Genomic DNA, 20,767 nt, shown 5'->3' with positions numbered 1-20,767 from the left:
GGACGCCGCCCGCGCACTCGCCCGGGCGGCGTCGAGGCGTCGCGGTCGGTGGAGGTTCAGTCGATGTCGCGGCGGCCGGAGAAGGCCCGGCCGAGGGTGACTTCGTCGGCGTATTCGAGATCGCCGCCGACCGGGAGGCCGCTGGCGAGCCGGGTGACTTTGAACCCCATGGGTTTGACGAGCATCGCCAGGTAGGTGGCGGTGGCCTCGCCTTCGGTGTTCGGGTCGGTGGCGAGGATGAGCTCTTTGGTGTCGCCGCTCTGCAGCCGGGTCATGAGCGAGCGGATGCGCAGGTCGTCGGGGCCGATGCCTTCGAGCGGGTTGATGGCGCCGCCGAGGACGTGGTAGCGGCCGCGGAACTCGCCGGTCCGCTCGATCGCGACGACGTCCTTGGGTTCTTCGACCACGCAGATCAGTTCGTCGCTGCGGCGCTGGTCGCGGCAGATGCCGCACTGCTCCGATTCGGACACGTTGCCGCAGATCTCGCAGAACCGCACCTGGGCCTTGACCCGGTGCAGCGCCGAGGTGAGCCGCTCCACTTCGGCGCCGTCGGCGGCGAGCAGGTGGAAGGCGAGGCGCTGGGCGCTCTTCGGGCCGATGCCCGGCAGTTGCCCCAGCTCCTCGATCAGGTCGCCCAATGCGCCGTCGTACAAGTCGGCTCCCCTACATGCCGCCGAGGCCGAGGCCTCCGCCGAGTCCGCCGAGGGCGTCGCCGAGCGGGCCCATCTTCTCGGCGGCCATCCGCTTGGCGTCTTCGGTGGCGGCCTGCACGGCCGCCAGGACGAGGTCTTCGAGGGTCTCGACGTCGTCGGGATCGACGGCCTTGGGGTCGATCTTGACGCCCTTGAGTTCACCGTCGCCGGTGACGGTCGCGCTGACCAGGCCGCCGCCGGCAGAGGCGGTCACCTCGGCTTCCTGCAGCTCTTGCTGCGCCTGCATGTAGTCGGCCTGCATCTGCTGGGCCTGCTGCAGCAGTTTCTGCATGTCTCCGCCACCGGGGATCATGTCCATCACTCCTTGATCGGTGCTGGTCTCCTTGGGTACGTCCCAGCCTAGTAGGCCGCCGGTGCTATATCTGCTTCGCTCCGAAGGCGTTGGCGAGCAGCTGGACGGCCTGCTCTTCGCTGGTGCCGAACGTGCCGGGCGCGACCGGGTCGTCGGCCGACGGCTCGTCGGTCTCGCCGGGGGCCTCGGCCCGGGAGCGCCGGTCGCGCTGCGGCGCGGGCGCGGCGGGCGGGCCGCTCGAGTCAGAGGCCGCCCGCGGCGCCGGGGGCGGGGCCGCTTTTGGGAGCTGCGAGGCCTCCCCCACTTCGCAGCGGACCTTCCAGGTGCCGCCGAGGACCTCGCCGAACACTGCGACGACGGTGCTGTAGGCCGGTTCCTTCTGCAGGGCGCCGGCGTGGAAGGCGTGCTTGAACGCCAGCACGACCTCGCCGTCGCTCGCGTCGGCGACGGTGGCCTCGGACAGCAGCGCCGCGGTGGTCTTGCGGCGGTCCTTCATCGCCATCATGATCCGGTCCCACTGGCGGCGGATCGAAGCGGCGCTCACGCCGCCGCCCGAGGCGGCGGCCGGTTCCGGTTCGGCGGCGGCCCGGGGAGGCTCGCCGGGTGGGGATGCCTCAGCTGGTTCGGGTTCGGCGGCGGAGGCGGGTTCGGCGGCGGCCGGTTCGGGCGGCGCCGCCGGCTTCGGCACACTCGCCTGAGCGGGCCGGGCCGGTGACGGCTGAGCAGCGGCGGGCGGCTCGGCGGCTCGCGTGGCGGGCACGGCGGGCACGACCGGCGCGGCCGAGGCGCGCTGCTCCAGCGTCTCCAAGCGCTGCAGCAGTCCGGCGATGGACTCGTCGGCGCCCGGCAGGATCGCGCGCACGCACGCCAGCTCGAGCAGCAGCCGCGGCGCGGTCGCGCCGCGCATCCCGGCCAGGCCCGCGGCGACGACCTCGGCCATGCGCGTCAGCGTCGAGGTGCCCATGCGGGTGGCCTGGCTGGTCATCCGCGACAGCTGGTCGGCCGGGGCGTCGATGAGGCCGCTCGAGGCCGCGTCCGGGACCTGGTTGATGACGATGAGGTCGCGCAGGCGCTCGAGCAGGTCCCCGGCGAAGCGGCGCGGATCGTGGCCGCCTTCGACGACGCGTTCGACCACCTCCATGACCCCGGCGCCGTCGGCCGCGGCGAACGCCTCGCACATCTCGTCGAGCAGCCCGGCGTCGGTCACCCCCAGCAGGGCCGCGGCCCGCTCATAGGTGACCCCCTCGTCGCCGGCGCCGGCGATGAGCTGGTCGAGCACCGACAGCGTGTCCCGCACCGAACCGCCGCCGGCGCGGACGACCAGCGGGTAGACGTCGTCGGCGACGCGGGCGCCCTCGGCCTCGCTCAGACGCTGGCACAAGTCGCGCATCGCCGGCGGCGGCACGAGCCGGAACGGGTAGTGGTGCGTGCGCGAGCGGATGGTCGGCAGCACCTTGTCCGGCTCGGTGGTCGCGAAGATGAACAGGACGTAGTCCGGCGGCTCCTCCACCAGTTTGAGCAGGGCGTTGAAACCCTGCGCGGTGACCATGTGGGCCTCGTCGATGATGTAGATCTTGAACCGCGACTCCACCGGCGCGAACACGGCGCGCTCACGCAGTTCGCGGGCGTCGTCGACGCCGCCGTGACTGGCCGCGTCGATCTCGATGACGTCGACCGACCCGTGCCCGCCGGTCGCCAGCGCCCGGCAGGAGCCGCATTCACCGCACGGCTGGGGGGTGGGGCCGGCGGCGCAGTTGAGGGAGCGGGCCAGGATGCGGGCCGAGGAGGTCTTGCCGCAGCCGCGGGGGCCGGAGAACAGGTAGGCGTGGGCGAGGCGGTCGCCGCGGATGGCGTTGATGAGCGGTTCGGTGACGTGTTCTTGGCCGACGACTTCGGCGAAGGTCTGGGGGCGGTATTTGCGGTACAGCGCGAGTGCCACGTCGTCCTCCCGACTCGTCCGAGTGCCCGGTGCTGGCGGTTCTGGAGCCACGATACGGCCTCGGGCCGACAGTGCGGGCCCGGCCTGGCCGGGCGGCGCGTCCGGACACGTCCCGGCCGGGCTCGACCGCCGCGCTGTTCACCGTCTTCCAAGACGGCATGTGCTAGTCGGCGGCGAGTTTCCGCACCTCGGCTTCGAGGCGTTCGCGGGTCATGCGCAGCTGCTCTTCGGCGACCTCGACCGCTTCGAGGAAGCTGCGGGCGCGCACCAGCTGCCGGATGCGCTCTTCGGCTTCGTGGTCGCCGCCGTGCTGGCGGCGGTACTCGTCGACGGCCCGGTCGGCTTCAACGCGGGCGCGCTCCTGGGTGCGCTGCATGAGCTCGGCCGCCTGGGTGCGGGCCTGGCCGATGATCTGGCGGGAGTAGTGCTGGGCCTGGGTGATGTAGCTTTCGGCCTGCTGCTGGGCTTGGGAGACGAGGTTGACGGCGCTGGAGGTGGGGGTCTCGGCGGTCTGCTGGAGGCGCTTGCTGGCCTGCTGGGACTGCCAGTTGCGGAGCGCTTCTTTGAGTTTGTCGGCGTCGGCGCGCAGGGTGGCTTCGCGCTGGTCGCGGGCGGCCAGTTCGTCGGCGACCAGGGACAGGAACCGGTGGACCTCGTCGGGCTGGTAGCCGCGGCGGGTCCGGCTGGTCATGGAGAATCTGGCGTTGTTGATCTGGCCGACCGTCACTTTCGTGCCGGAGGATCGGTAGCTGTACATCGTCGAACGTCCCTTCACTCACCCAAGGACTCGTAGTGGATCGCGCTCGCCCGGACGCCGGCGCCGACCAGGAGCCTGTGGCTGGCCTCGACCATGCCGGTGGGGCCGCACAGGTAGATTTCGGCGCCGGCGCAGCGCCCGTCGGCGATGGCGAGTTCGGCTGGGGCGCCGATGCGGACGCCGCGGCCGAAGAGGTCTTCGTCGGCGCAGGGCGTGCATTCGAGCCAGTCGTACTTGGTCTCGAGGACGCGCATGTCGTCGAGGTCGTAGAGGGCGCTGGCGCTGCGGGAGCCCCAGTAGAGGGTCACGGGGCGGGGAGCGGCGGCGATGTGCTCGATGAGGGCCTTCATGGGGGCCAGGCCGGTGCCGCCGGCGAGCATGAGGGCGGGGCGCGGGCCGGTGTCGCGAAGGGTGAGTCCGGTGCCGACGGCGGGGCCGAGGCGGACCTGGTCGCCGGGGCGGAGGGCGCCGACGAGGGCGGTGGAGACTTCGCCGCCGTCGACGGCGCGGACGTGGAGGTCGATGGTGCCGTCGCGGCGGGGCGCGTTGGCGGGCGTGTAGTGGCGCCACACGCGCGGGCGCAGTTCGGTGCAGAGGGTGAGCGACTGGCCGGGGAGGTAGTCGAGGCGGGAGCGGGTGGCGAGGGTGATGACGGCGGTCTCGAGGTCGCGGCGGTCGTGGGCGACGACGTCGGCGTCCCACCAGGCGGGGGTGTGGGGGGTGGCTTCGTCGGCGGCGTCGGCCATGGTGGCGGCGACGAGGTCGTAGGCCGCGGCCCAGTCGGAGGCGATAGCGGGCGTCCAGTGGGGGCCGCTGAAGTGTTCGAGTGTGGCCAGGAGGGCTTGGCCGACGGCCGGGTAGTGGTCGCGCAGGGCGCCGAATTTGCGGTGGTCGCGGCCGAGCTGCTGGAGGTGGGGGACGACGCGGTCGATGGTGTCGACGTTGCTGACCACTGTTCCGAGTGCGGTGACGAGCTTGTCGCGCTGCGCGGCCATGTTCATGGGGAACATGTCGCGGGTTTCGGGGTGGGTGAGGAACAGCGTGGAGTAGAAGTACAGCGGGACCTGGTCGCCGTGCGAGGCCACCAGGCTCCAGTTCTTCTTCAGCCGGTCAGCGTTGACCATGGTCAGGCGTTGTTCTCGATGATGTCGGGGGCGACGGACTGGAGGACGCCGTTCACGGATTCGATGATGTCGGCGGGTAGGTCGAGTTCTTCGAGGACGGCGATGAGGTGTGCGCCGACGGCCTTGTACTGGCCGGGGGTGATGTCCATGCCGCGGTGGGCTTCGGCGAGTTCGCGGCCTTCGTAGGCTTTGGGGCCGTCGAGGACTTGGGAGATGAGGGCGACCTGGTGGCGTTTGAGCCGGGGCAGGTCGGTGTCGGTGAAGAAGCCGGAGAGTTCGTCGTCGGCCAGGAGTCGTTGGTAGAAGCGGTCGACCGCTTCGGTGACGGCGGGAGCGCCGCCGATGCGGTCATATGCCGACATTGGGGTCTCTTCTGCGGTTTTCATAATGGGTCGTCCTCAATGATGATGGATCGTTCGTGGCCAGATGTTACCGACCGGACCGACCCAAGTCCATAGTGAGCGTCATGTTCCAAGGTGGTTCACAGGAAAGTGCGCAGATGGTGGGGAACCGACCACGCGGAGGCGTCGCGCGGGGCCGACTCGTGCCGGTTCGGCCACGCCGCGTGCCCGGCGGGGCGTGGTGGAGCGGGCATGAAAAAAGACCCCGGGTGGACCGGGGCCTGGCGGAGCCGCCTGTCGGAATCGAACCGACGACCTATTCATTACGAGTGAATCGCTCTGCCGACTGAGCTAAGGCGGCTGGGCCCCCCACGCACCCGCCAGAGCCCGCTTATCCTTGCTGCCTTCCGGCCCTGGGGAGGTTCACAAGATGACGCCGCGTGAGGGACGGCCAATAGCGTACCTCACCGAGCGGGCCCCACCAAGGCGGGCGACGGGGTCGGGTCGTCGAGGTCACGGCCGCTCACCCTGTGGCCGCTGCGGAACGGCGTCGGGTAAGCTTCCCGGCGGAGGATTCGCATAGTGGCCTAGTGCGCTCGCTTGGAAAGCGGGTTGGGTTAACGCCCTCAGGGGTTCGAATCCCCTATCCTCCGCCACTGACATACGGGAACGCCGGAGCACCGCTGAGCGGGCTCCGGCGTTGTCGTGTCCGCGGCCGTTCACGAGCCCGGATCGCTCGATGCGGTGTCGAACCGGGCCGGTTCGCCGGCGAGGCGCTGGACGGTCTCGAGCCAGGCGCGGCCGTGGACGCGCAGCCACACCTCGATCGCCTCGCCGCGGTCGGACAGGCCCGCGCGGTCGGCCACGAGGTCGGCGACCGCTTCGATGAGGCCGAGCCGCAGCGCCGGGTCGAGCCCGAGATGGTCCAGGTCGGCGGTGAAGAGGTACTGGAAGTGGCGCGGATTGGCGGCGGCGTAGTCGCGGTAGCGGCCCTCCAGTTCGGGGGCGGTGCGGGCCGCGCGCAGGCCGGCGAGCAGGTCGTCACGGCAGGAGCGGTAGATCTCGGCCAGCAGGCGACGGCGGTTGCCGAAGTGGGTGTAGACGCACATCGTGGAGCGGCCGGCGGCCTCGACCAGGCGCCGCACCGACAGGTCCGCGGCGCCTTCACGGCCGATGAGGTCGCGGCCGCCGGCGAGGAGCTGCTGGGCGACGGTAGGTGACGGCACGGTCGACTCCTGGTCTCGATTCGATCGGGTCCTTGACTGCGAACCCTACGAGCATAACAATCGTTATGCACATAACAGTTGTTATTCCACTCCTCCGGAGGTTTCCGTGAACGACGTCGTCATCGGCCGCGAACTGCGCCTGACCGCCATCGCCGGGTGGCTCAGCGCCGCGATCATCCTGGTCAACGCCGCCAAACGCGCCGACCTGCTCCCGACCACCGCGCTCACCCAACTGGTCGCCCCGCTGGCGCAGACCTTCGCGATCGGGCTCGTCATCGGGCTCTACATCGCCGCTCGCGGCACCGGCGGGCGCTTCCTCACCGCCGCCCTGGTCGCCAACCTCGTCGCGCTCACCGCGCTGGTCGGCGTCGAATTCGTCATCAACCTCGTGTTCGCCTACCTCGAGCCGGCGCAGATCGAAGCGCTCATCGCCGGGCCGCTCGGCGCCGCCCTCACCGCCGCCTCGGTCCTGTTCGTGCTCGCCACCGTCGCCTACGCGGCGGGGCTGTGGCGCACCGGCACCGCCCCGCGGCCCGCGCTGGCGCTGTACGCCGTCGCCGCCGTCCCCGTCGGGCTGCGCGCCTTCGTGCCCGAAGCGGCCCTGCAAGCCGCGCTCGCCCTGCTGGCGATCGCCCTGGTCTGGCTCGCGGCCGGCCTGTGGCCGACCGTGGCCCCGCGCCGGGCCTGAGGCCGTTCAGGCCCCGGTCGGCGCGACCGTCTCGGTGATCACCCAGCGGTGATAGGCCGGGCCGGCGGCCACGATCGGCATCGCGATCACGCACGGCACCTCGTACGGGTGCAGCTCGTCGACCCGCTCGACGATCGTCGGCACCAGCGACGTGCGGGTGTGGAGCCTGACGCGCTCCTCCGGCTGGTGCTCCAGCTCGCCGTTCCAGGTGAACGTCGACTGGACCCAGTCGGTCCGCTGGCCGCAGGCGACCAGGCGCTCGCCGATGAGCGTCTCCACCATCCGCTGCATCGCGCTCGAACGCGGACCGGTGACCACCAGCTCGCAGATCGGCTCGGGATTGACCGCCTCCTCGGACATGCCGCCTCCTCTCGATCGGTGCCGAAACCACTGCGGGGCGGAACCGCCAGGTCCCGCCCCGTAGAGGTCATTCGCTTATGGCTCGCGCGACGCTCAGGCGCCGCCCTCGCCGGCCATGCCGCCCCGCGGCCCGGTGCCCGGGCTCTTCGGCGGCATCGTGCCGCCTCCGGCCCCCGGGCTCTTGGGGGCCCGCTCGCCGGCCAGCGCGGTCGGCGGCGTGTCGGGGATCCCCTCGGGCTTCTCGGCGCCGCGGAAGGTCAGGTGGGCGTTCTCGATGTCGGTCGGTTCGCCCTCGACGTCGACGAGGATGATCTGGCCGGCCACGAACTCGTTGAACAGGATCTTCTCCGAGAGCGTGTCCTCGATCTCGCGCTGGATGGTGCGGCGCAGCGGCCGCGCGCCCAGCACGGGGTCGTAGCCCTTGTGGCCGAGGTAGCGCTTGGCGTTGTCGGTCAGCTCGAGGGCCATGTCGCGGTTGGCGAGCTGGTCCTCGATGCGCTTGGTCATCAGGTCGACGATCTCGACGATCTCGGGCTCGGAGAGCTTCGGGAACACGATGGTGTCGTCGATGCGGTTGAGGAACTCCGGCCTGAAGTGGTTCTTCAGTTCGTCGGAGACCTTGTCCTTCATCCGCTGGTAGTCGTTCTCGGACTCGTCGCCGGCCTGGAAGCCGAGCGTGACGGCCTTGCCGACGTCCCTGGAACCGAGGTTCGTGGTCAGGATGAGCACCGTGTTCTTGAAGTCGACGATGCGGCCCTGGCCGTCGGTGAGGCGTCCGTCCTCGAGGATCTGCAGGAGCGTGTTGAACACGTCCGGGTGGGCCTTTTCGATCTCGTCGAACAGGACCACGCTGAACGGCTTCCTGCGGACCTTCTCGGTGAGCTGGCCGCCCTCGTCGTAGCCGACGTACCCCGGAGGGGCGCCGACCAGTCGCGAGACGGTGTACCGGTCGTGGAACTCGGACATGTCGAGCTGGATGAGCGAGTCCTCGGAGCCGAACAGGAACTCCGCGAGGGCCTTGGCCAGCTCGGTCTTGCCGACGCCGGAGGGTCCGGCGAAGATGAACGAGCCCGACGGGCGCTTGGGGTCCTTGAGTCCGGCGCGGGTGCGGCGGATGGCCTGGCTGACGGCCTTGACCGCGTCCCGCTGGCCGACGATGCGCTTGTGGAGCTCGTCCTCCATGCGCAGCAGGCGGCTGGTCTCCTCCTCGCTGAGCTTGTAGACCGGGATGCCGGTCCAGTTCGCGAGGACTTCGGAGATCATCTCCTCGTCGACTTCGGTGACCTGGTCGAGGTCGCCGGCCTTCCACTCCTGTTCGCGCTTGGTGCGCTTCTCGTGGAGGCGCTTCTCGGCGTCGCGCAGTCGCGCGGCGGCCTCGAAGTCCTGGGAGTCGATCGCCGACTCCTTCTGGCGGCGGGTCTCGGCGATCTCCTCGTCGATCTCGCGCAGGTCCGGCGGCGCGGTCATGCGGCGGATGCGCATGCGGGCGCCGGCCTCGTCGATGAGGTCGATGGCCTTGTCCGGCAGGAACCGGTCGGAGATGTAGCGGTCGGCCAGGGTCGCCGCCTGGACGAGCGCGCCGTCGGTGATCGAGACGCGGTGGTGGGCCTCGTAGCGGTCGCGCAGGCCCTTGAGGATCTCGATGGTGTGCGACAGGCTCGGCTCGGCGACCTGGATGGGCTGGAAGCGGCGCTCGAGCGCGGCGTCCTTCTCCAGGTACTTGCGGTACTCGTCGAGCGTGGTCGCGCCGATGGTCTGCAGTTCGCCGCGGGCGAGCATCGGCTTGAGGATGCTGGCGGCGTCGATCGCGCCTTCGGCGGCCCCGGCACCGACGAGGGTGTGGATCTCGTCGATGAACAGGATGATGTCGCCGCGGGTCTTGATCTCCTTGAGGACCTTCTTCAGGCGCTCTTCGAAGTCGCCGCGGTAGCGGGAGCCGGCCACGAGCGCGCCCAGGTCGAGGGTGTAGAGCTGCTTCTCCTTGAGCGTCTCGGGGACCTCGCCCTTGGTGATCGCCTGCGCCAGGCCCTCGACGGCGGCGGTCTTGCCGACGCCGGGTTCGCCGATGAGCACCGGGTTGTTCTTGGTGCGGCGGGACAGGACCTGCATGACGCGTTCGATCTCGCGCTGGCGCCCGATGACGGGGTCGAGCTTGCCGTCGCGGGCGGCCTGGGTCAGGTTGCGGCCGAACTGGTCCAACACGAGCGAGCCGGACTGCTGCGACTCGGCGGTGGTGCCGCCGGCGGTGGCGCCGGCCGGCTCCTTGCCCTGGTAGCCGGAGAGCAGCTGCAGCACCTGCTGGCGGACGCGGTTGAGGTCGGCGCCGAGCTTGATGAGCACCTGCGCGGCCACGCCCTCGCCCTCGCGGATCAGGCCAAGGAGGATGTGTTCGGTCCCAATGTAGTTGTGTCCGAGCTGCAGGGCTTCGCGCAGGCTGAGCTCGAGCACCTTCTTCGCCCGGGGGGTGAAGGGGATGTGCCCGGAGGGGGCCTGCTGGCCCTGGCCGATGATCTCTTCAACCTGCTGACGGACGCCTTCGAGGGAGATGCCGAGGCTCTCCAGGGCCTTCGCCGCCACGCCCTCGCCCTCGTGGATGAGGCCGAGCAGGATGTGTTCCGTGCCGATGTAGTTGTGGTTGAGCATCCTGGCCTCTTCTTGGGCCAGGACGACCACGCGTCGGGCACGGTCGGTAAACCGTTCAAACATGCGCTTCTGCTCCTCGCGTCCGCCGCTTCTTGTCGTCAATACTGGTCGTGGCTTATATAACCCTGTGGGTACACCTTATCTCCCGAGTCCGCCGACGGCGGGTGCCACGTGGGTGACAACAAGCGTGCCCGGTGGTGCATTCCCGACGAAAAGACGTTCGCTGTGAGCGCAATGCCGCCTCCGGTGCCGTGGCCCCCCACTTCCCGGGTCCAATAGTGCCCCGCGGGTATGACATGACGCGGTCTGGTCGTACCCGGCGGCGGGGGGAACGCAAACGCCCGCGGCCGGGACTCCGGTCGCGGGCGGCTGGCGGATCGAGGCCGCTAGCTGTGGGCGGCGTTGTATTCCTCGACGATGCTCTGCGGAATGCGTCCGCGGGGCGAGACCTTCTTGCCGTTGCGCTCTGCCCACTCGCGAATCGCCTTGTTCTGTTCACGGTCGACCGCCTGGCGGCGGGTCGAGGTGCCGCGGGCCGGGCGGGCGACGCCGACCGAGTAGCGGCCGAGTCGGGTGCCGTGCTCCTGGAATTTCGCCAAAGACTCGCGCAGTTCATTGGCGTGGCTCGCCGAAAGGTCGATCTCGTAGGCCTGCCCGTCGATAGCGAATTTGACGGTCTCCTCAGCCTTGCCGCCGTCGATGTCGTCGATCAGGATGACCTGTGTCTTCTTCGCCATGGCAAATTCCTCTCGATGAGAAGCGACTGAACGCTCACCGGCTACCGCTGTTATTGCCAGAGCATATACGAGTCCCTTAGAGAAGCGAAAGAGGGTCTCGGTATCGGATTGGACAGGGGCGAACGGTTCCGAATTCGCGTCTTCGGCCGCGCTTGGCGCGCGTGAATTGGCGCCGCGGGCGCGGGGGCGTCGAAAGGGACCGCCGGACGCCGAGGCGAGTCGCGGTCCATTTCTTTATTCCGGTTTCACCAGCGGGAAGAGGATGGTCTCTCGGATACCGAGTCCGGTGAGCGCCATAAGCAACCGGTCGATTCCCATGCCCATGCCGCACAGCGGCGGCATTCCGTATTCCATGGCGCGCAGGAAGTCCTCGTCGACGCTCATGGCCTCGTCGTCGCCCCTGGCGGCCAGGGCGGCCTGCGCTTCGAGCCGTTCACGCTGGACGACCGGGTCGATGAGCTCGGAATAGCCGGTGGCCAGTTCGAAGCCGCGGACGTAGAGATCCCATTTCTCGGCCAGTCCCGCTTCGGAGCGGTGACCGCGGGTGAGCGGAGAGGTGTCCTCGGGGAAGTCGTAGACGAAGGTGGGCTCGTGGAGGTCGCCCGAGACCAGGTGCTCGAACAATTCCTCAGCGAGTTTCCCGGGGCCCCACATGGGGTCGACTCCGAGCTCGACTTTGTCGGCGTATGCGCGCAAGCGGTCGAGGCCGGTGGCGGCGGTCACGTTCTCTCCGAGTGCGTCGGAAAGGGCGCCGTAGAGGGTGATCTCGTTCCAATCGCCGCCCAGGTCGTAGGCGGATCCGTCGGCGAGTCGGACGGTGGTCGAGCCGAAGGCCGACTCGGCGGCGCCTTGAATGAGCGATTTGGTCAACTCGGCGACGGTGCGGTAGTCGCCGTAGGCCTGATAGGCCTCGAGCATCGCGAACTCCGGCGAATGCGAGGAATCGGCTCCCTCGTTGCGGAAGTTCCGGTTGATCTCGAATACGCGGTCGATGCCGCCGACTACGCACCGTTTCAAATACAACTCGGGGGCGATGCGCATGTACAGGTCGATGTCGTAGGCGTTCATGTGCGTCACGAACGGCCGGGCGGTGGCGCCGCCGGGTTGGACCTGCATCATCGGGGTCTCGACTTCGATGAAGTCGCGCTGGTGGAGGCGCTCGCGCAGGGCGCGGACGACGGCGGCGCGGTTGCGGGCGTTGGCGCGGGCCTCGGGGCGGACGATGAGGTCGACGTAGCGCTGGCGGACGCGGGTCTCTTCGGCGAGCGGTTTGTGGGCGACCGGGAGGGGGCGCAGGGCCTTGGCGGTGATGGCGTAGGAGTCGGCCATGACCGACAGTTCGCCGCGTTTGGAGGTGACGACTTCGCCGGTGACGCCGAGGTGGTCGCCGATGTCGACCAGGCGCTTCCATGCGGTGAGCGCTTCGGCGCCGACCTTGCCTTGGGAGACCATGACCTGGAATTCGGTGCCGTCGCCGTCGCGGAGGCGGGCGAAGCAGAGCTTGCCGGCCTCGCGCAGGAAGATGACGCGGCCGGTGGTGGCGGCGGTGACGCCGGAGGATTCGCCGGCTTCGAGGTCGGCGAAGCGCTCACGCAGCTGGGCGAGGGTGTGGGTGCGCGGGTAGCCGAGCGGGTACGGCTCGGTGCCCGAGGCGATGAGTTCGGCGCGCTTGTCGCGGCGGATCTTCATCTGCTCGGGGAGGTCGTCGCCGGTGTCGTGGTGCTGCTGCTGGTGCTCGGTCACGTGCTCCAGGGTAGAGGTCGGTTCGGGCCGGACTCATCTGAGTTTCCCGGCGCTGTGGCCCGTCACAGGCCCGGCTGCCGGTCGGGGCCCGGTCGCGGTGATTCGACGGCGAAGGCGGCGTAGCCGACGACGCGTTCGGTCTGGCCGGTCGCGTCGGCGGAGGTGGCGCGGGCCAGCTGGCGGGGCCTGCGGCCGGTGGCGTCGGCCCAGGCGACGGTGCCGCGGAGGGCGAAGACGCCGCAGGCGTGGTTGGTGGAGATCTCGCGCGGCCGCAGGGCCCGGATCGCCTCGGCGGTGGCGGTGTCCATGCGGGTGGCGGTCTCCTGGTCGTGGTAGTGCGACAGGTCGGTGGAGCAGAGCAGGACGGTGCCGTCGCCGGCCTCTTCGACGAGCGCGGCGATGATCTTGGCGGTATCGGGCGTCTGGCTCATGCCGGCGGCCACGGCGGTGACTTCGACCTCGTCGCCGAGGGCGACCTGCAGGAACGGCAGCTGGACTTCGAGCGCGTGCTCGCGGGCGTGCGGCAGGAGCGAGGAGCCGACCACTTGGGTGGCGGCGGCCTTGACGCGGCCCAGGGGCGTCTCCCAGGCGGTGTAGGGCGCGGCGGCGTGGCCGCGCAGCGGGTGGTAGTGGGAGGGCCCGACCAGGACGACGCGTCGGATGCGGTCGCGGTGGGCGGCCAGCCGGGCGTAGACCTCGGCGGCGACGGGCCCGGAGAAGCGGTAGCCGGCGTGCGGGACGATGTAGGCGGCCTCGAGCGGCTCGGTATGGGTCTCGACGGCGTCGAGGAGGCCGGTGATGTGGCTGCGGAGCCGGGTCGGGTCGGCGGTGTAGAAGCGACCGGCGACGGCCGGCGGCCTGACGGTGTCTGATTTCGTCGAGGGCATGATGTGGTCGTCTCTCGCGTGTGTCGGTTCCTGTTACTTGTGTGACGGCGCGGCCAGCCGGATCGGTTGCCGTCTCGGTCCCCAGTCTCCGGCCGGTCCGTCGTATACCCCGGGAATCGGGGTACCGCAGAACGTGCATTGTCCGGAATCTGACAGCTCATATCGGTCGATGCGGTACCAGTCGCGCACTACGAGAGGTTTGTCACAGCTCGGGCAGTGCGTGGTCTGGCCGGCGCTGTCGTGGACGTTGCCGGTGTAGACGTACCGCAGTCCCGCCCGGCGTGCGATCCGGCGGGCGCGTCGCAGCGTCGCCGGAGGCGTGGGCGGGACGTCGCGCATCTTGTAGTCGGGGTGGAAGGCCGTGAAGTGCAGCGGCACGTCCGGGCCCAGGTGCTCGGCGATCCAGGCGCACTCGGCCTCGATCTCGGCGTCGGAGTCGTTGTGGCCGGGGATGAGCAGCGTGGTGATCTCGGTCCACACCTCGGTCTCGTGGACCAGGTAGAGGAGGGTGTCGAGGACTTTCGAGAGCGAGGAGAAGGTGATCTTCTCGTAGAAGTCCTCGCTGAAGGCCTTGAGGTCGATGTTGGCCGCGTCCATGTGGGCGTACAGCTCGGAGCGGGCCTCGGGGTTGATGTAGCCGGCCGAGACGGCGACGGCCTTGAGGCCCAGCTCGCGGGCCGCCTCTGCGCAGTCGGCGGCGTATTCGAGGAAGATCGTCGGATCGTTGTAGGTGAAGGCGATCGACTCGCAGCCCAGCTCCCGCGCGGCCCGCGCGAGCGATTCGGGGGCGGCCTCGGAGGCGAGGGTGTCGATCTCGCGGGACTTGGAGATGTCCCAGTTCTGGCAGAACCGGCAGGCCAGGTTGCATCCGGCGGTGCCGAACGACAGCACCGGCGTGCCCGGCAGGAAGTGGTTGAGCGGCTTCTTCTCGATCGGATCGACGCAGAAGCCCGAGGAGCGCCCGTAGGAGGTCAGGACGACCTGGTCGCCGGAGCGGGCCCGGACGAAGCACAGGCCCCGCTGGCCCTCGCGCAGCCGGCACGCGCGCGGGCAGACGGTGCATTCGATGCGGCCGTCATCGAGGGCGCGGTGGTGCCGGGTGCCGACGGTGAACTCGTCGGCGCCCTCGACGCGCGGCCTCGCGGAGCCCGCGCGCGACTCCCCGATCCCGCCGCGGGTGGTGATGGCGGCCATACCCCAACCGTAGCGCCATCGAAGCGGTCGGCGACGCGGGGCGAAGACGCGGACCGCGCGGCGCCCCAGGGGAAGGGCGCCGCGCGGTCCGGTTCGAACCTGTCGTCAGTTCAGGCGGTTGCCGGTGGTGGCGTGGAAGACGTGCTCGTGGCCCGGTTCGGGCACCACGTGCACCGTCTCGGCCAGGCGCGGCACGTTCCGGCCCTCGCTGCGGACCACGAACCGCTCCGAGGAGCCGTTGTAGGTCGCGTGGCCGTACACGTAGGCCTCGGCGCCCAGCTCCTCGACGAGGTCGACCTCGATCGGGATGCCGCCGGAGCCGTCGGTGCCGATCTTGCAGTGCTCGGGCCGGATGCCGATGGTGACTTCCTGGCCGGCGCCGTCGGTCGCGGCCGCGTCGCGCACCTCGCGCGGCAGCGGCAGCGTGACATCGCCGAACAGGGCGCCGCCCTCGGTGAGCGGGACGGTCTTGAGGTTCATCGCCGGGGAGCCGATGAAGCCGGCGACGAACACGTTGCCGGGGGTCTCGTAGAGCACCCGCGGGGTGTCGCACTGCTGCAGCAGGCCGTCCTTGAGCACCGCGATGCGGTGGCCCATCGTCATGGCCTCGACCTGGTCGTGGGTGACGTAGACGGTGGTGATGCCCAGGCGCTTCTGGAGGGAGGCGATCTGGGAGCGGGTCTGCACGCGCAGCTTGGCGTCGAGGTTCGACAGCGGCTCGTCCATGAGGAACACCTGCGGCTCGCGCACGATGGCGCGGCCCATGGCGACACGCTGCCGCTGGCCACCGGAGAGGGCCTTGGGCTTGCGGCCGAGGTAGTCGGTCAGGTCCAGGAGCTTGGCCGCCTGGTCCACGCGCTGCTTGATCTCCGACTTCGGCATGCGGCGCAGCTTGAGGGCGAACGCCATGTTGTCGAAGACGCTCATGTGCGGGTAGAGCGCGTAGTTCTGGAAGACCATCGCGATGTCGCGGGACTTCGGCGGGAGGTTGGAGACGTCGGTCTCGTTGATGTAGACCGAGCCTTCGTCGATCTCCTCGAGACCGGCGAGCATGCGAAGCGAGGTGGACTTGCCGCAACCGGAGGGGCCCACGAGGACGAGGAACTCGCCGTCCTGGATCTCGAGGTTGAGTCTGTCGACGGCGGGCTCGTCCGAGCCCGGGTAGATGCGCGTGGCATCCTGATAGGTCACTGTGGCCATGTGAGGTCCTTTCACTGGCAGGTACGTGCCAGACGATCCGTTGTAAAAGGCGAATATGTGTACAGGCTGCAGTAGAGGACCCCGCGGAGCGCGGCCCGATGCTGCGGCTTGCCCGCCACGCACACGTTGCCGCTGCGTCGCGTGTGGTGAGCGTAACGGTTGCTGAATGCCTTTGCCAAGTCGGGCGGGAGCATTTGTCCGGTTTTTCGGGAAAACTATATGGAACCGTTACCAGCCGCACCGGCGGCGGCGCGGTCACTCGACGCGCAGGGCCTGCAGCAGCGACTCGTCGCCGACCGCCTCGCAGATCCCGAACGGCAGCCGCCCCCACAGCGCCAAGGCGATGTCCGAGGCCGAACCGGCCGCCCGGGCCTGCAGCCGCGTCCGGTGGTCCGGATGGTCGAGCAGGGCCACGCAGCCGTCCCGCAGCCGCACGAACCACGTCGCGTCGGCGTCCTGGGCGAACAGCTGCGCCAGGCCGACCGCGTCGTGGCCGCCCCGGCGCCGGCCGGCCGGCAGATGGGCCTCGAAGACCTCCGAGATCGTGTCCGCGGCCAGCGCCGCCGGGATCGGGACGGTCGCGCCGACGGCCATCTGCACGTCCCAGCGGGCCAGGCCGGTGGCGACGGTGACGCGGCGGTGCCAGAACTCGGCGCGGTGCTCCACCGGCGCCCACGTCCAGGCCGGCGACTCGCCCGGATGGGACTCCAGGGCGTCGACCGCTTGGCCGAGGGCCGCGTCGAAGGCTTCCAGGACCGGTCCTTCGCCCGGGTCGACCGGGTCCGGCTCGGGGACGTCCTGGGCGCCGGCCTCGGCGGCGAGCGCCGCGACCGTCCAGCGGTAGAGCCTCACCAGCTCGGTGAGGACCTCGGCGACGGCCGTGTCGGGGCGGGAGGGCACCAGGCGATCGAGCACGGGCTCGTCGATGAGCTCGCGCAGGCCGCCGGCCTCTTTCTTCAACTCGGTCAGGTAGTCCGTGATCCGTGGCTTAGACATGGTGACCGCCGTTCCTCGATGCCTTGCTACAGCTTAGGCTTTGCGGCGTGACAGACGCCAGCCCACGGCCCCGCGGAGCGAGCGCGCCGGGTCCGGTCGACGAGGTGACGCTCGCGCCGTACACGACGCTGCGGCTCGGCGGGCCGGCGCGGCGTCTGGTGGAGGCGACCTGCGCCGAAGCGGCCGTCGAGGCGCTGCGCGAGGAGCGGGGCCCGACGCTGGTGCTCGCCGGGGGCAGCAACGTCGTCATCGGCGACGCGGGGTTCGACGGCACGGTGGTGCTGTTGCGCGGCGGCGGCATCGAGCAGGTCGGCGAGGACGTGTTCCGGGTCGAGGCCGCTCAGGGGTGGGACGAGTTCGTGGCGTGGACGGTCGAGCAGGGCCGCAGCGGCGTGGAGTGCCTCAGCGGCATTCCCGGTTCGGCGGGGGCCACGCCGATTCAGAATGTGGGCGCCTACGGCCAGGAGGTGGCGCAGACGATCGTGTCGGTGCGGGTGTGGGACCGGGACCTGGACCGGATCGTCGACCGGGCGCCGGCCGAGTGCGGTTTCGCCTATCGCAGCAGCGTCTTCAAGCGCAACCGTCGGTACGTGGTGCTGAGCGTCGACTTCCGGCTGGCCGGGGACGGGTTGTCGCGGCCGGTGGCGTACGCGGAGTTGGCCAGGCGCCTGGGGGTCGAGGTGGGCGACCGGGTGCCGCTGGCCGAGGCGCGGGAGGCGGTGCTGGAGCTGCGGCGCGGCAAGGGCATGGTGCTCGACGAGGCCGACCACGACACGTGGAGCGCCGGTTCGTTCTTCACCAACCCGGTGGTGAGCGCCGGGGCGTTCAAGGATTTGAGCGAGCGGGTCGGCGGCCAGGCCCCGCACTGGCCGGTCGGCGATGACGTGAAGGTGTCGGCGGCGTGGCTGATCGGTGCGGCCGGTTTCGAGAAGGGCTACCGGCGGGGCAACGTGGGCCTGTCGACCAAGCACGCCTTGGCGTTGACGAACCGGGGCGGTGCGACGACCGCGGAGCTGCTGGCGCTGGCGATGGAGGTGGCCGACACGGTGGAGGCGGAGTTCGGGGTGCGGCTGCGTCCCGAACCGGTGCTGGTCGGGGCCCGCCTGGATTGAGACCCTATATCCTATAGGATATATAGGTGGTCAGTACGATCATGGCGATCACCGGCGGCAGCCGCTCGAGCAGCGCGTCGCGGAAGTCGGCCAGGTCGGCACGGTAGCCGCCGACCGAGACCGCGAGGGGCGCCTCGAGGACAGCAGGTCGGCCACGAGCGCGGGAACGGTGCGGAGTGTCGCCGGGTCTGGACGGTATCGGTCAGTTCAGCAGACGGGCCGCGTCGAGCGCGGCGTAGGTGGCGATGACGCCGGCTCCGGCTCGTTTGATCGAGGTCAGGCTTTCGAGGACGGCGGCGTCCTTGTCGATCCAGCCGCGTTCGGCCGCGGCCGCTATCTGGGCGTATTCGCCGCTGATGTGGTAGGCGGCCACCGGGACCGGGGAGCGTTCCGCCGCGGCGGCGACGATGTCCAGATAGGGCAGCGCCGGTTTGACCATGACGATGTCGGCCCCTTCGGCGATGTCGAGGTCGATCTCCCGGAGGGCCTCGACGGCGTTGGCCGGGTCCTGCTGGTAGGTGCGGCGGTCGCCTTGCAGCCGCGATTCGACCGCGTCGCGGAAGGGCCCGTAGAAGGCGCTGGAGTACTTGGCGGCGTAGGCCAGCAGTCCGGTGTCGGTGTGCCCGGCCGCGTCGAGGGCGGCGCGGACGTAGCCGATCTGGCCGTCCATCATCCCCGAGGCGCCGAGCAGGTCGGCGCCGGCTTCGGCCAGGCGGAGGCCCATCTCGCCGTAGCGTTCGAGCGTGGCGTCGTTGTCGACCGAGCCGTCGTCGGCCAGCAGGCCGCAGTGGCCGTGGTCGGTGAACTCGTCGAGGCACAGGTCAGGGATGAGGACCAGGTCGTCGTGGACCTCCTCGCGGAGGGCCCGGACGGTGGCGTTGAGGATGCCGTCGGGGTCGGTCGCGGCCGTACCGGTCGCGTCGCGCCGGGCGGGGATGCCGAAGGGCATCAGGCCGCCGATGCCGGCGCGCTGGGCCTCGACGGCGAGTTTCGCGGCCGAGGCGAGCGTGTGCTGGTACACCCCCGGCATCGACGCGATCGGCCGCGGCTCGTTGAGGTCCTCCTTGACGAACAGCGGCAGGACCAGGTCGGAGGGGTGGACGCGCGTCTCGGCGACCAGGCGGCGCAGGGCCGCAGTGCGGCGCAGCCGGCGGGGGCGCCTCGTCGGGAACTCGGGCTCGGCGGTGCGCTTCACTGCGGCCTCTCCATTCGTCGCTAGCGGAACCTCAGGGCCGTGGGGCCCTGCACCTTCTGGCCGCGCCGGGTCTTGATCGGGCCTTCGGCGAGGCGCTTGCGCAGCTCCACGGCGTACTCGGCGAGCGATTCGATCAGGTCGGGCACCGAGGCGAGTTCGGGTTTGGCGTCGACGCGCAGCCCGAACTCGGTGGCGGTGTCGGCCGTGGCCGGTCCGATGCAGGCCACGACGGTCCGCTGGTGCGGCTTGCCGGCGATGCCGACGAGGTTGCGGACGGTCGAGGACGAGGTGAACAGGACCGCGTCGAAACCGCCGGATTTGATCGCGTCGCGGATCTCGGCGGCCGGCGGCGAGGCGCGCACCGTCCGGTAGGCGGTGACGTCGTCGACCTCCCAGCCGCGCTCGGTCAGGCCCTGCACGAGCGTCTCGGTGGCGATGTCGGCGCGCGGCAGCAGCACCCGGCCGACCATGTCAAGCACCGGGTCGTGCGGCGGGAAGACCTCGAGCAGCCCTTCGGAGGACTGCTGGCCCGAGGGCAGCAGCTCCGGTTCGATGCCGAACTCGCGGACCTTGTTCGCGGTGGCCTCGCCGATGCAGGCGATCTTGATGCCGCCGAAGGCGCGGGCGTCGAGGCCGTGCTCCTTGAACTTCTCCCAGATGGCCCTCACCGAGTTCTGCGAGGTGAACACGATCCAGGCGTAGCGGCCGTCGACCAGGCCCTTGATGGAACGTTCCATCTGGGCGGGGGTGCGCGGCGGCTCGACGGCGATGGTCGGGACCTCGCACGGGATGGCCCCGTAGGCGCGCAGGCGCTCGGACATGACGCCGGCCTGCTCCTTGGTGCGCGGGATGAGGACCTTCCAGCCGTACAGCGGGCGGGACTCCCACCAGGCCAGCTCGGCGCGCTCCTCGACGCCGGGGCCGATGGTGAGCACGACCTGCCCGGCGTAGCCGAGCGCGGCCTCCACGAACGTGTCCACCGAGGAGGTGGTGGTGTACTCGGTCTCGCCGGTGGCGTCGCCGGTGACGGCGACGGCCGTCTCCCCGGAGACTCCGCCGGCCAGGAGGATGTCGCGCAGGCTGGAGAGGTCGGAGACGTCGGCGGTGACCGTGAGGCTGCCGCGTCCGGCCGCGTCGGCCAGGGCCTGCGGTTCCAGGGAGGCGATGTCGTCGATGTCGATGACCGTGCGGACCTCGCCGGGCGGCATCCCGGCGTACACGGCGACGGCCTGGGCGTGGCTCATCCCCGGGATGACCTCGAAGCGGGCGCCTTCGGCCGAGGCGGACTTGATCTCGGCCTTGGCGAGGCGGTTGGGGTAGGCGTCGCCGACGACCAGGCGCGCGATGTTCTCGCCCTCGCGGGCGGCGGCGGCCATGAGCTTGCCCTGGTCGCCCGGCGAGGACTCGATCAGCTTGACCTTGCCGTCGTCGCCGGTGAGTTCCTTGGCGGCCTCGATCAGCGACTGCGGCAGCGACCGGTCGTAGTAGACGCGGTCGGCCTCGCTGATGGCGTCGAGGGCGCGCTTGGTCAGCAGTCCCGGATCGCCTGGGCCGGTCCCGACGAATCGCACGCGGCCCACCAGCTTACGGGCACTGGTCATGTTCTCTCCATCAACAGTC

The 20,767-nt window shown here is 70.3% G+C and carries 18 protein-coding genes, 2 tRNA genes, 1 other RNA gene and 1 pseudogene; 3 read left to right on the top strand and 19 right to left on the bottom strand.

What is annotated here, in order from left to right; all coding sequences use genetic code 11:
- Positions 1 to 56: 56 nt before the first annotated feature.
- The 8 genes from recR to ffs form a co-directional block, all read right to left on the bottom strand.
- Positions 57 to 653, bottom strand: a complete 597-nt coding sequence (gene recR, locus ACYVL2_RS16380) for a recombination mediator RecR (protein ID WP_460545243.1) — start codon at positions 651 to 653, stop codon at positions 57 to 59.
- Positions 654 to 663: 10 nt separating this feature from the next.
- Complete coding sequence (locus ACYVL2_RS16375; protein WP_460545241.1) at positions 664 to 1,005, bottom strand: YbaB/EbfC family nucleoid-associated protein; 342 nt, start codon at positions 1,003 to 1,005, stop codon at positions 664 to 666.
- 64 nt (positions 1,006 to 1,069) lie between these two features.
- On the bottom strand, positions 1,070 to 2,944 hold the full coding sequence (locus ACYVL2_RS16370) for a DNA polymerase III subunit gamma and tau (protein ID WP_460545238.1): 1,875 nt from the start codon (positions 2,942 to 2,944) through the stop codon (positions 1,070 to 1,072).
- 163 nt (positions 2,945 to 3,107) lie between these two features.
- Complete coding sequence (locus ACYVL2_RS16365; RefSeq protein WP_460545236.1) at positions 3,108 to 3,701, bottom strand: DivIVA domain-containing protein; 594 nt, start codon at positions 3,699 to 3,701, stop codon at positions 3,108 to 3,110.
- 14 nt (positions 3,702 to 3,715) lie between these two features.
- Complete coding sequence (locus ACYVL2_RS16360; RefSeq protein ID WP_460545234.1) at positions 3,716 to 4,825, bottom strand: globin domain-containing protein; 1,110 nt, start codon at positions 4,823 to 4,825, stop codon at positions 3,716 to 3,718.
- A gap of 2 nt (positions 4,826 to 4,827) precedes the next feature.
- On the bottom strand, positions 4,828 to 5,211 hold the full coding sequence (locus tag ACYVL2_RS16355) for a group I truncated hemoglobin (RefSeq protein ID WP_460545232.1): 384 nt from the start codon (positions 5,209 to 5,211) through the stop codon (positions 4,828 to 4,830).
- A 243-nt stretch (positions 5,212 to 5,454) separates the two neighbouring features.
- Positions 5,455 to 5,527: transfer RNA gene (locus ACYVL2_RS16350), tRNA-Thr, on the bottom strand.
- Positions 5,525 to 5,618: signal recognition particle sRNA small type (gene ffs / locus ACYVL2_RS16345), an RNA gene on the bottom strand. Before ffs ends, ACYVL2_RS16350 begins: the two co-directional genes overlap by 3 nt.
- A gap of 116 nt (positions 5,619 to 5,734) precedes the next feature.
- Between ffs and ACYVL2_RS16340 the strand changes: the two genes are divergently transcribed.
- Positions 5,735 to 5,822: transfer RNA gene (locus tag ACYVL2_RS16340), tRNA-Ser, on the top strand.
- Positions 5,823 to 5,885: 63 nt separating this feature from the next.
- Here the strand turns inward: ACYVL2_RS16340 and ACYVL2_RS16335 are convergent.
- Positions 5,886 to 6,392 carry a TetR/AcrR family transcriptional regulator gene (locus ACYVL2_RS16335; RefSeq protein ID WP_460545230.1) on the bottom strand — a complete coding sequence of 169 codons (507 nt, stop codon included), beginning with the start codon at positions 6,390 to 6,392 and terminating at the stop codon, positions 5,886 to 5,888.
- A 106-nt stretch (positions 6,393 to 6,498) separates the two neighbouring features.
- Between ACYVL2_RS16335 and ACYVL2_RS16330 the strand changes: the two genes are divergently transcribed.
- The gene (locus tag ACYVL2_RS16330; RefSeq protein WP_460545228.1) at positions 6,499 to 7,080 is read left to right on the top strand and encodes a hypothetical protein; all 582 of its coding nucleotides are present in this window, start codon (positions 6,499 to 6,501) and stop codon (positions 7,078 to 7,080) included.
- Between the two features lie 6 nt (positions 7,081 to 7,086).
- On the opposite strand, the gene cutA is transcribed toward ACYVL2_RS16330, so the two are convergent.
- From cutA to ACYVL2_RS16290, 8 genes and pseudogenes are all read right to left on the bottom strand, one after another.
- Complete coding sequence (gene cutA / locus ACYVL2_RS16325) at positions 7,087 to 7,440, bottom strand: divalent-cation tolerance protein CutA (RefSeq protein ID WP_460545226.1); 354 nt, start codon at positions 7,438 to 7,440, stop codon at positions 7,087 to 7,089.
- A 195-nt stretch (positions 7,441 to 7,635) separates the two neighbouring features.
- Positions 7,636 to 10,146 (bottom strand): annotated as a pseudogene (locus ACYVL2_RS16320) (ATP-dependent Clp protease ATP-binding subunit); the annotation flags it as partial.
- A gap of 323 nt (positions 10,147 to 10,469) precedes the next feature.
- A complete protein-coding gene (locus tag ACYVL2_RS16315) occupies positions 10,470 to 10,820 on the bottom strand; it encodes a histone-like nucleoid-structuring protein Lsr2 (RefSeq protein ID WP_460545224.1) in 351 nt (116 codons plus the stop codon).
- A 234-nt stretch (positions 10,821 to 11,054) separates the two neighbouring features.
- The gene (gene lysS, locus ACYVL2_RS16310) at positions 11,055 to 12,563 is read right to left on the bottom strand and encodes a lysine--tRNA ligase (protein ID WP_460545222.1); all 1,509 of its coding nucleotides are present in this window, start codon (positions 12,561 to 12,563) and stop codon (positions 11,055 to 11,057) included.
- A gap of 62 nt (positions 12,564 to 12,625) precedes the next feature.
- Positions 12,626 to 13,450: an AmmeMemoRadiSam system protein B gene (amrB, locus tag ACYVL2_RS16305; protein ID WP_460545220.1), complete on the bottom strand. Its 825-nt coding sequence runs from the start codon at positions 13,448 to 13,450 to the stop codon at positions 12,626 to 12,628.
- 33 nt (positions 13,451 to 13,483) lie between these two features.
- The gene (gene amrS, locus ACYVL2_RS16300) at positions 13,484 to 14,644 is read right to left on the bottom strand and encodes a radical SAM protein (protein WP_460545218.1); all 1,161 of its coding nucleotides are present in this window, start codon (positions 14,642 to 14,644) and stop codon (positions 13,484 to 13,486) included.
- A gap of 105 nt (positions 14,645 to 14,749) precedes the next feature.
- Positions 14,750 to 15,844, bottom strand: a complete 1,095-nt coding sequence (locus ACYVL2_RS16295) for an ABC transporter ATP-binding protein (RefSeq protein WP_460545216.1) — start codon at positions 15,842 to 15,844, stop codon at positions 14,750 to 14,752.
- Between the two features lie 255 nt (positions 15,845 to 16,099).
- Positions 16,100 to 16,840: a maleylpyruvate isomerase mycothiol-dependent enzyme family protein gene (locus tag ACYVL2_RS16290; protein WP_460545214.1), complete on the bottom strand. Its 741-nt coding sequence runs from the start codon at positions 16,838 to 16,840 to the stop codon at positions 16,100 to 16,102.
- A 47-nt stretch (positions 16,841 to 16,887) separates the two neighbouring features.
- Here ACYVL2_RS16290 and ACYVL2_RS16285 point away from each other — a divergent pair, with 47 nt between their 5' ends.
- Complete coding sequence (locus tag ACYVL2_RS16285) at positions 16,888 to 17,952, top strand: UDP-N-acetylmuramate dehydrogenase (protein ID WP_460545212.1); 1,065 nt, start codon at positions 16,888 to 16,890, stop codon at positions 17,950 to 17,952.
- 202 nt (positions 17,953 to 18,154) lie between these two features.
- Here the strand turns inward: ACYVL2_RS16285 and hemB are convergent, their stop codons facing one another.
- On the bottom strand, positions 18,155 to 19,147 hold the full coding sequence (gene hemB / locus ACYVL2_RS16280; RefSeq protein WP_460545210.1) for a porphobilinogen synthase: 993 nt from the start codon (positions 19,145 to 19,147) through the stop codon (positions 18,155 to 18,157).
- A gap of 20 nt (positions 19,148 to 19,167) precedes the next feature.
- Positions 19,168 to 20,748, bottom strand: coding sequence for a bifunctional uroporphyrinogen-III C-methyltransferase/uroporphyrinogen-III synthase (locus ACYVL2_RS16275; RefSeq protein ID WP_460545208.1), 1,581 nt, complete (start codon positions 20,746 to 20,748; stop codon positions 19,168 to 19,170).
- Between the last annotated feature and the right edge of the window lie 19 nt (positions 20,749 to 20,767).

It is taken from the genome of Glycomyces halotolerans, assembly GCF_054779575.1.
The sequence above is the reverse complement of the archived record's forward strand: the minus strand, read 5'-3'. Positions and strand labels throughout refer to the sequence as shown.

Excerpts from the sequence above, each read along its gene's own strand:
- ACYVL2_RS16295 (WP_460545216.1), bottom strand. The coding sequence starts at position 15,844 with ATGGCCACAGTGACCTATCAGGATGCCACGCGCATCTACCCGGGCTCG.
- ACYVL2_RS16360 (WP_460545234.1), bottom strand. The coding sequence starts at position 4,825 with ATGGTCAACGCTGACCGGCTGAAGAAGAACTGGAGCCTGGTGGCCTCG.
- amrS (WP_460545218.1), bottom strand. The coding sequence starts at position 14,644 with ATGGCCGCCATCACCACCCGCGGCGGGATCGGGGAGTCGCGCGCGGGC.
- ACYVL2_RS16365 (WP_460545236.1), bottom strand. The coding sequence starts at position 3,701 with ATGTACAGCTACCGATCCTCCGGCACGAAAGTGACGGTCGGCCAGATC.
- ACYVL2_RS16275 (WP_460545208.1), bottom strand. The coding sequence starts at position 20,748 with ATGACCAGTGCCCGTAAGCTGGTGGGCCGCGTGCGATTCGTCGGGACC.
- ACYVL2_RS16290 (WP_460545214.1), bottom strand. The coding sequence starts at position 16,840 with ATGTCTAAGCCACGGATCACGGACTACCTGACCGAGTTGAAGAAAGAG.
- cutA (WP_460545226.1), bottom strand. The coding sequence starts at position 7,440 with ATGTCCGAGGAGGCGGTCAATCCCGAGCCGATCTGCGAGCTGGTGGTC.
- amrB (WP_460545220.1), bottom strand. The coding sequence starts at position 13,450 with ATGCCCTCGACGAAATCAGACACCGTCAGGCCGCCGGCCGTCGCCGGT.
- ACYVL2_RS16315 (WP_460545224.1), bottom strand. The coding sequence starts at position 10,820 with ATGGCGAAGAAGACACAGGTCATCCTGATCGACGACATCGACGGCGGC.
- ACYVL2_RS16355 (WP_460545232.1), bottom strand. The coding sequence starts at position 5,211 with ATGAAAACCGCAGAAGAGACCCCAATGTCGGCATATGACCGCATCGGC.
- ACYVL2_RS16375 (WP_460545241.1), bottom strand. The coding sequence starts at position 1,005 with ATGATCCCCGGTGGCGGAGACATGCAGAAACTGCTGCAGCAGGCCCAG.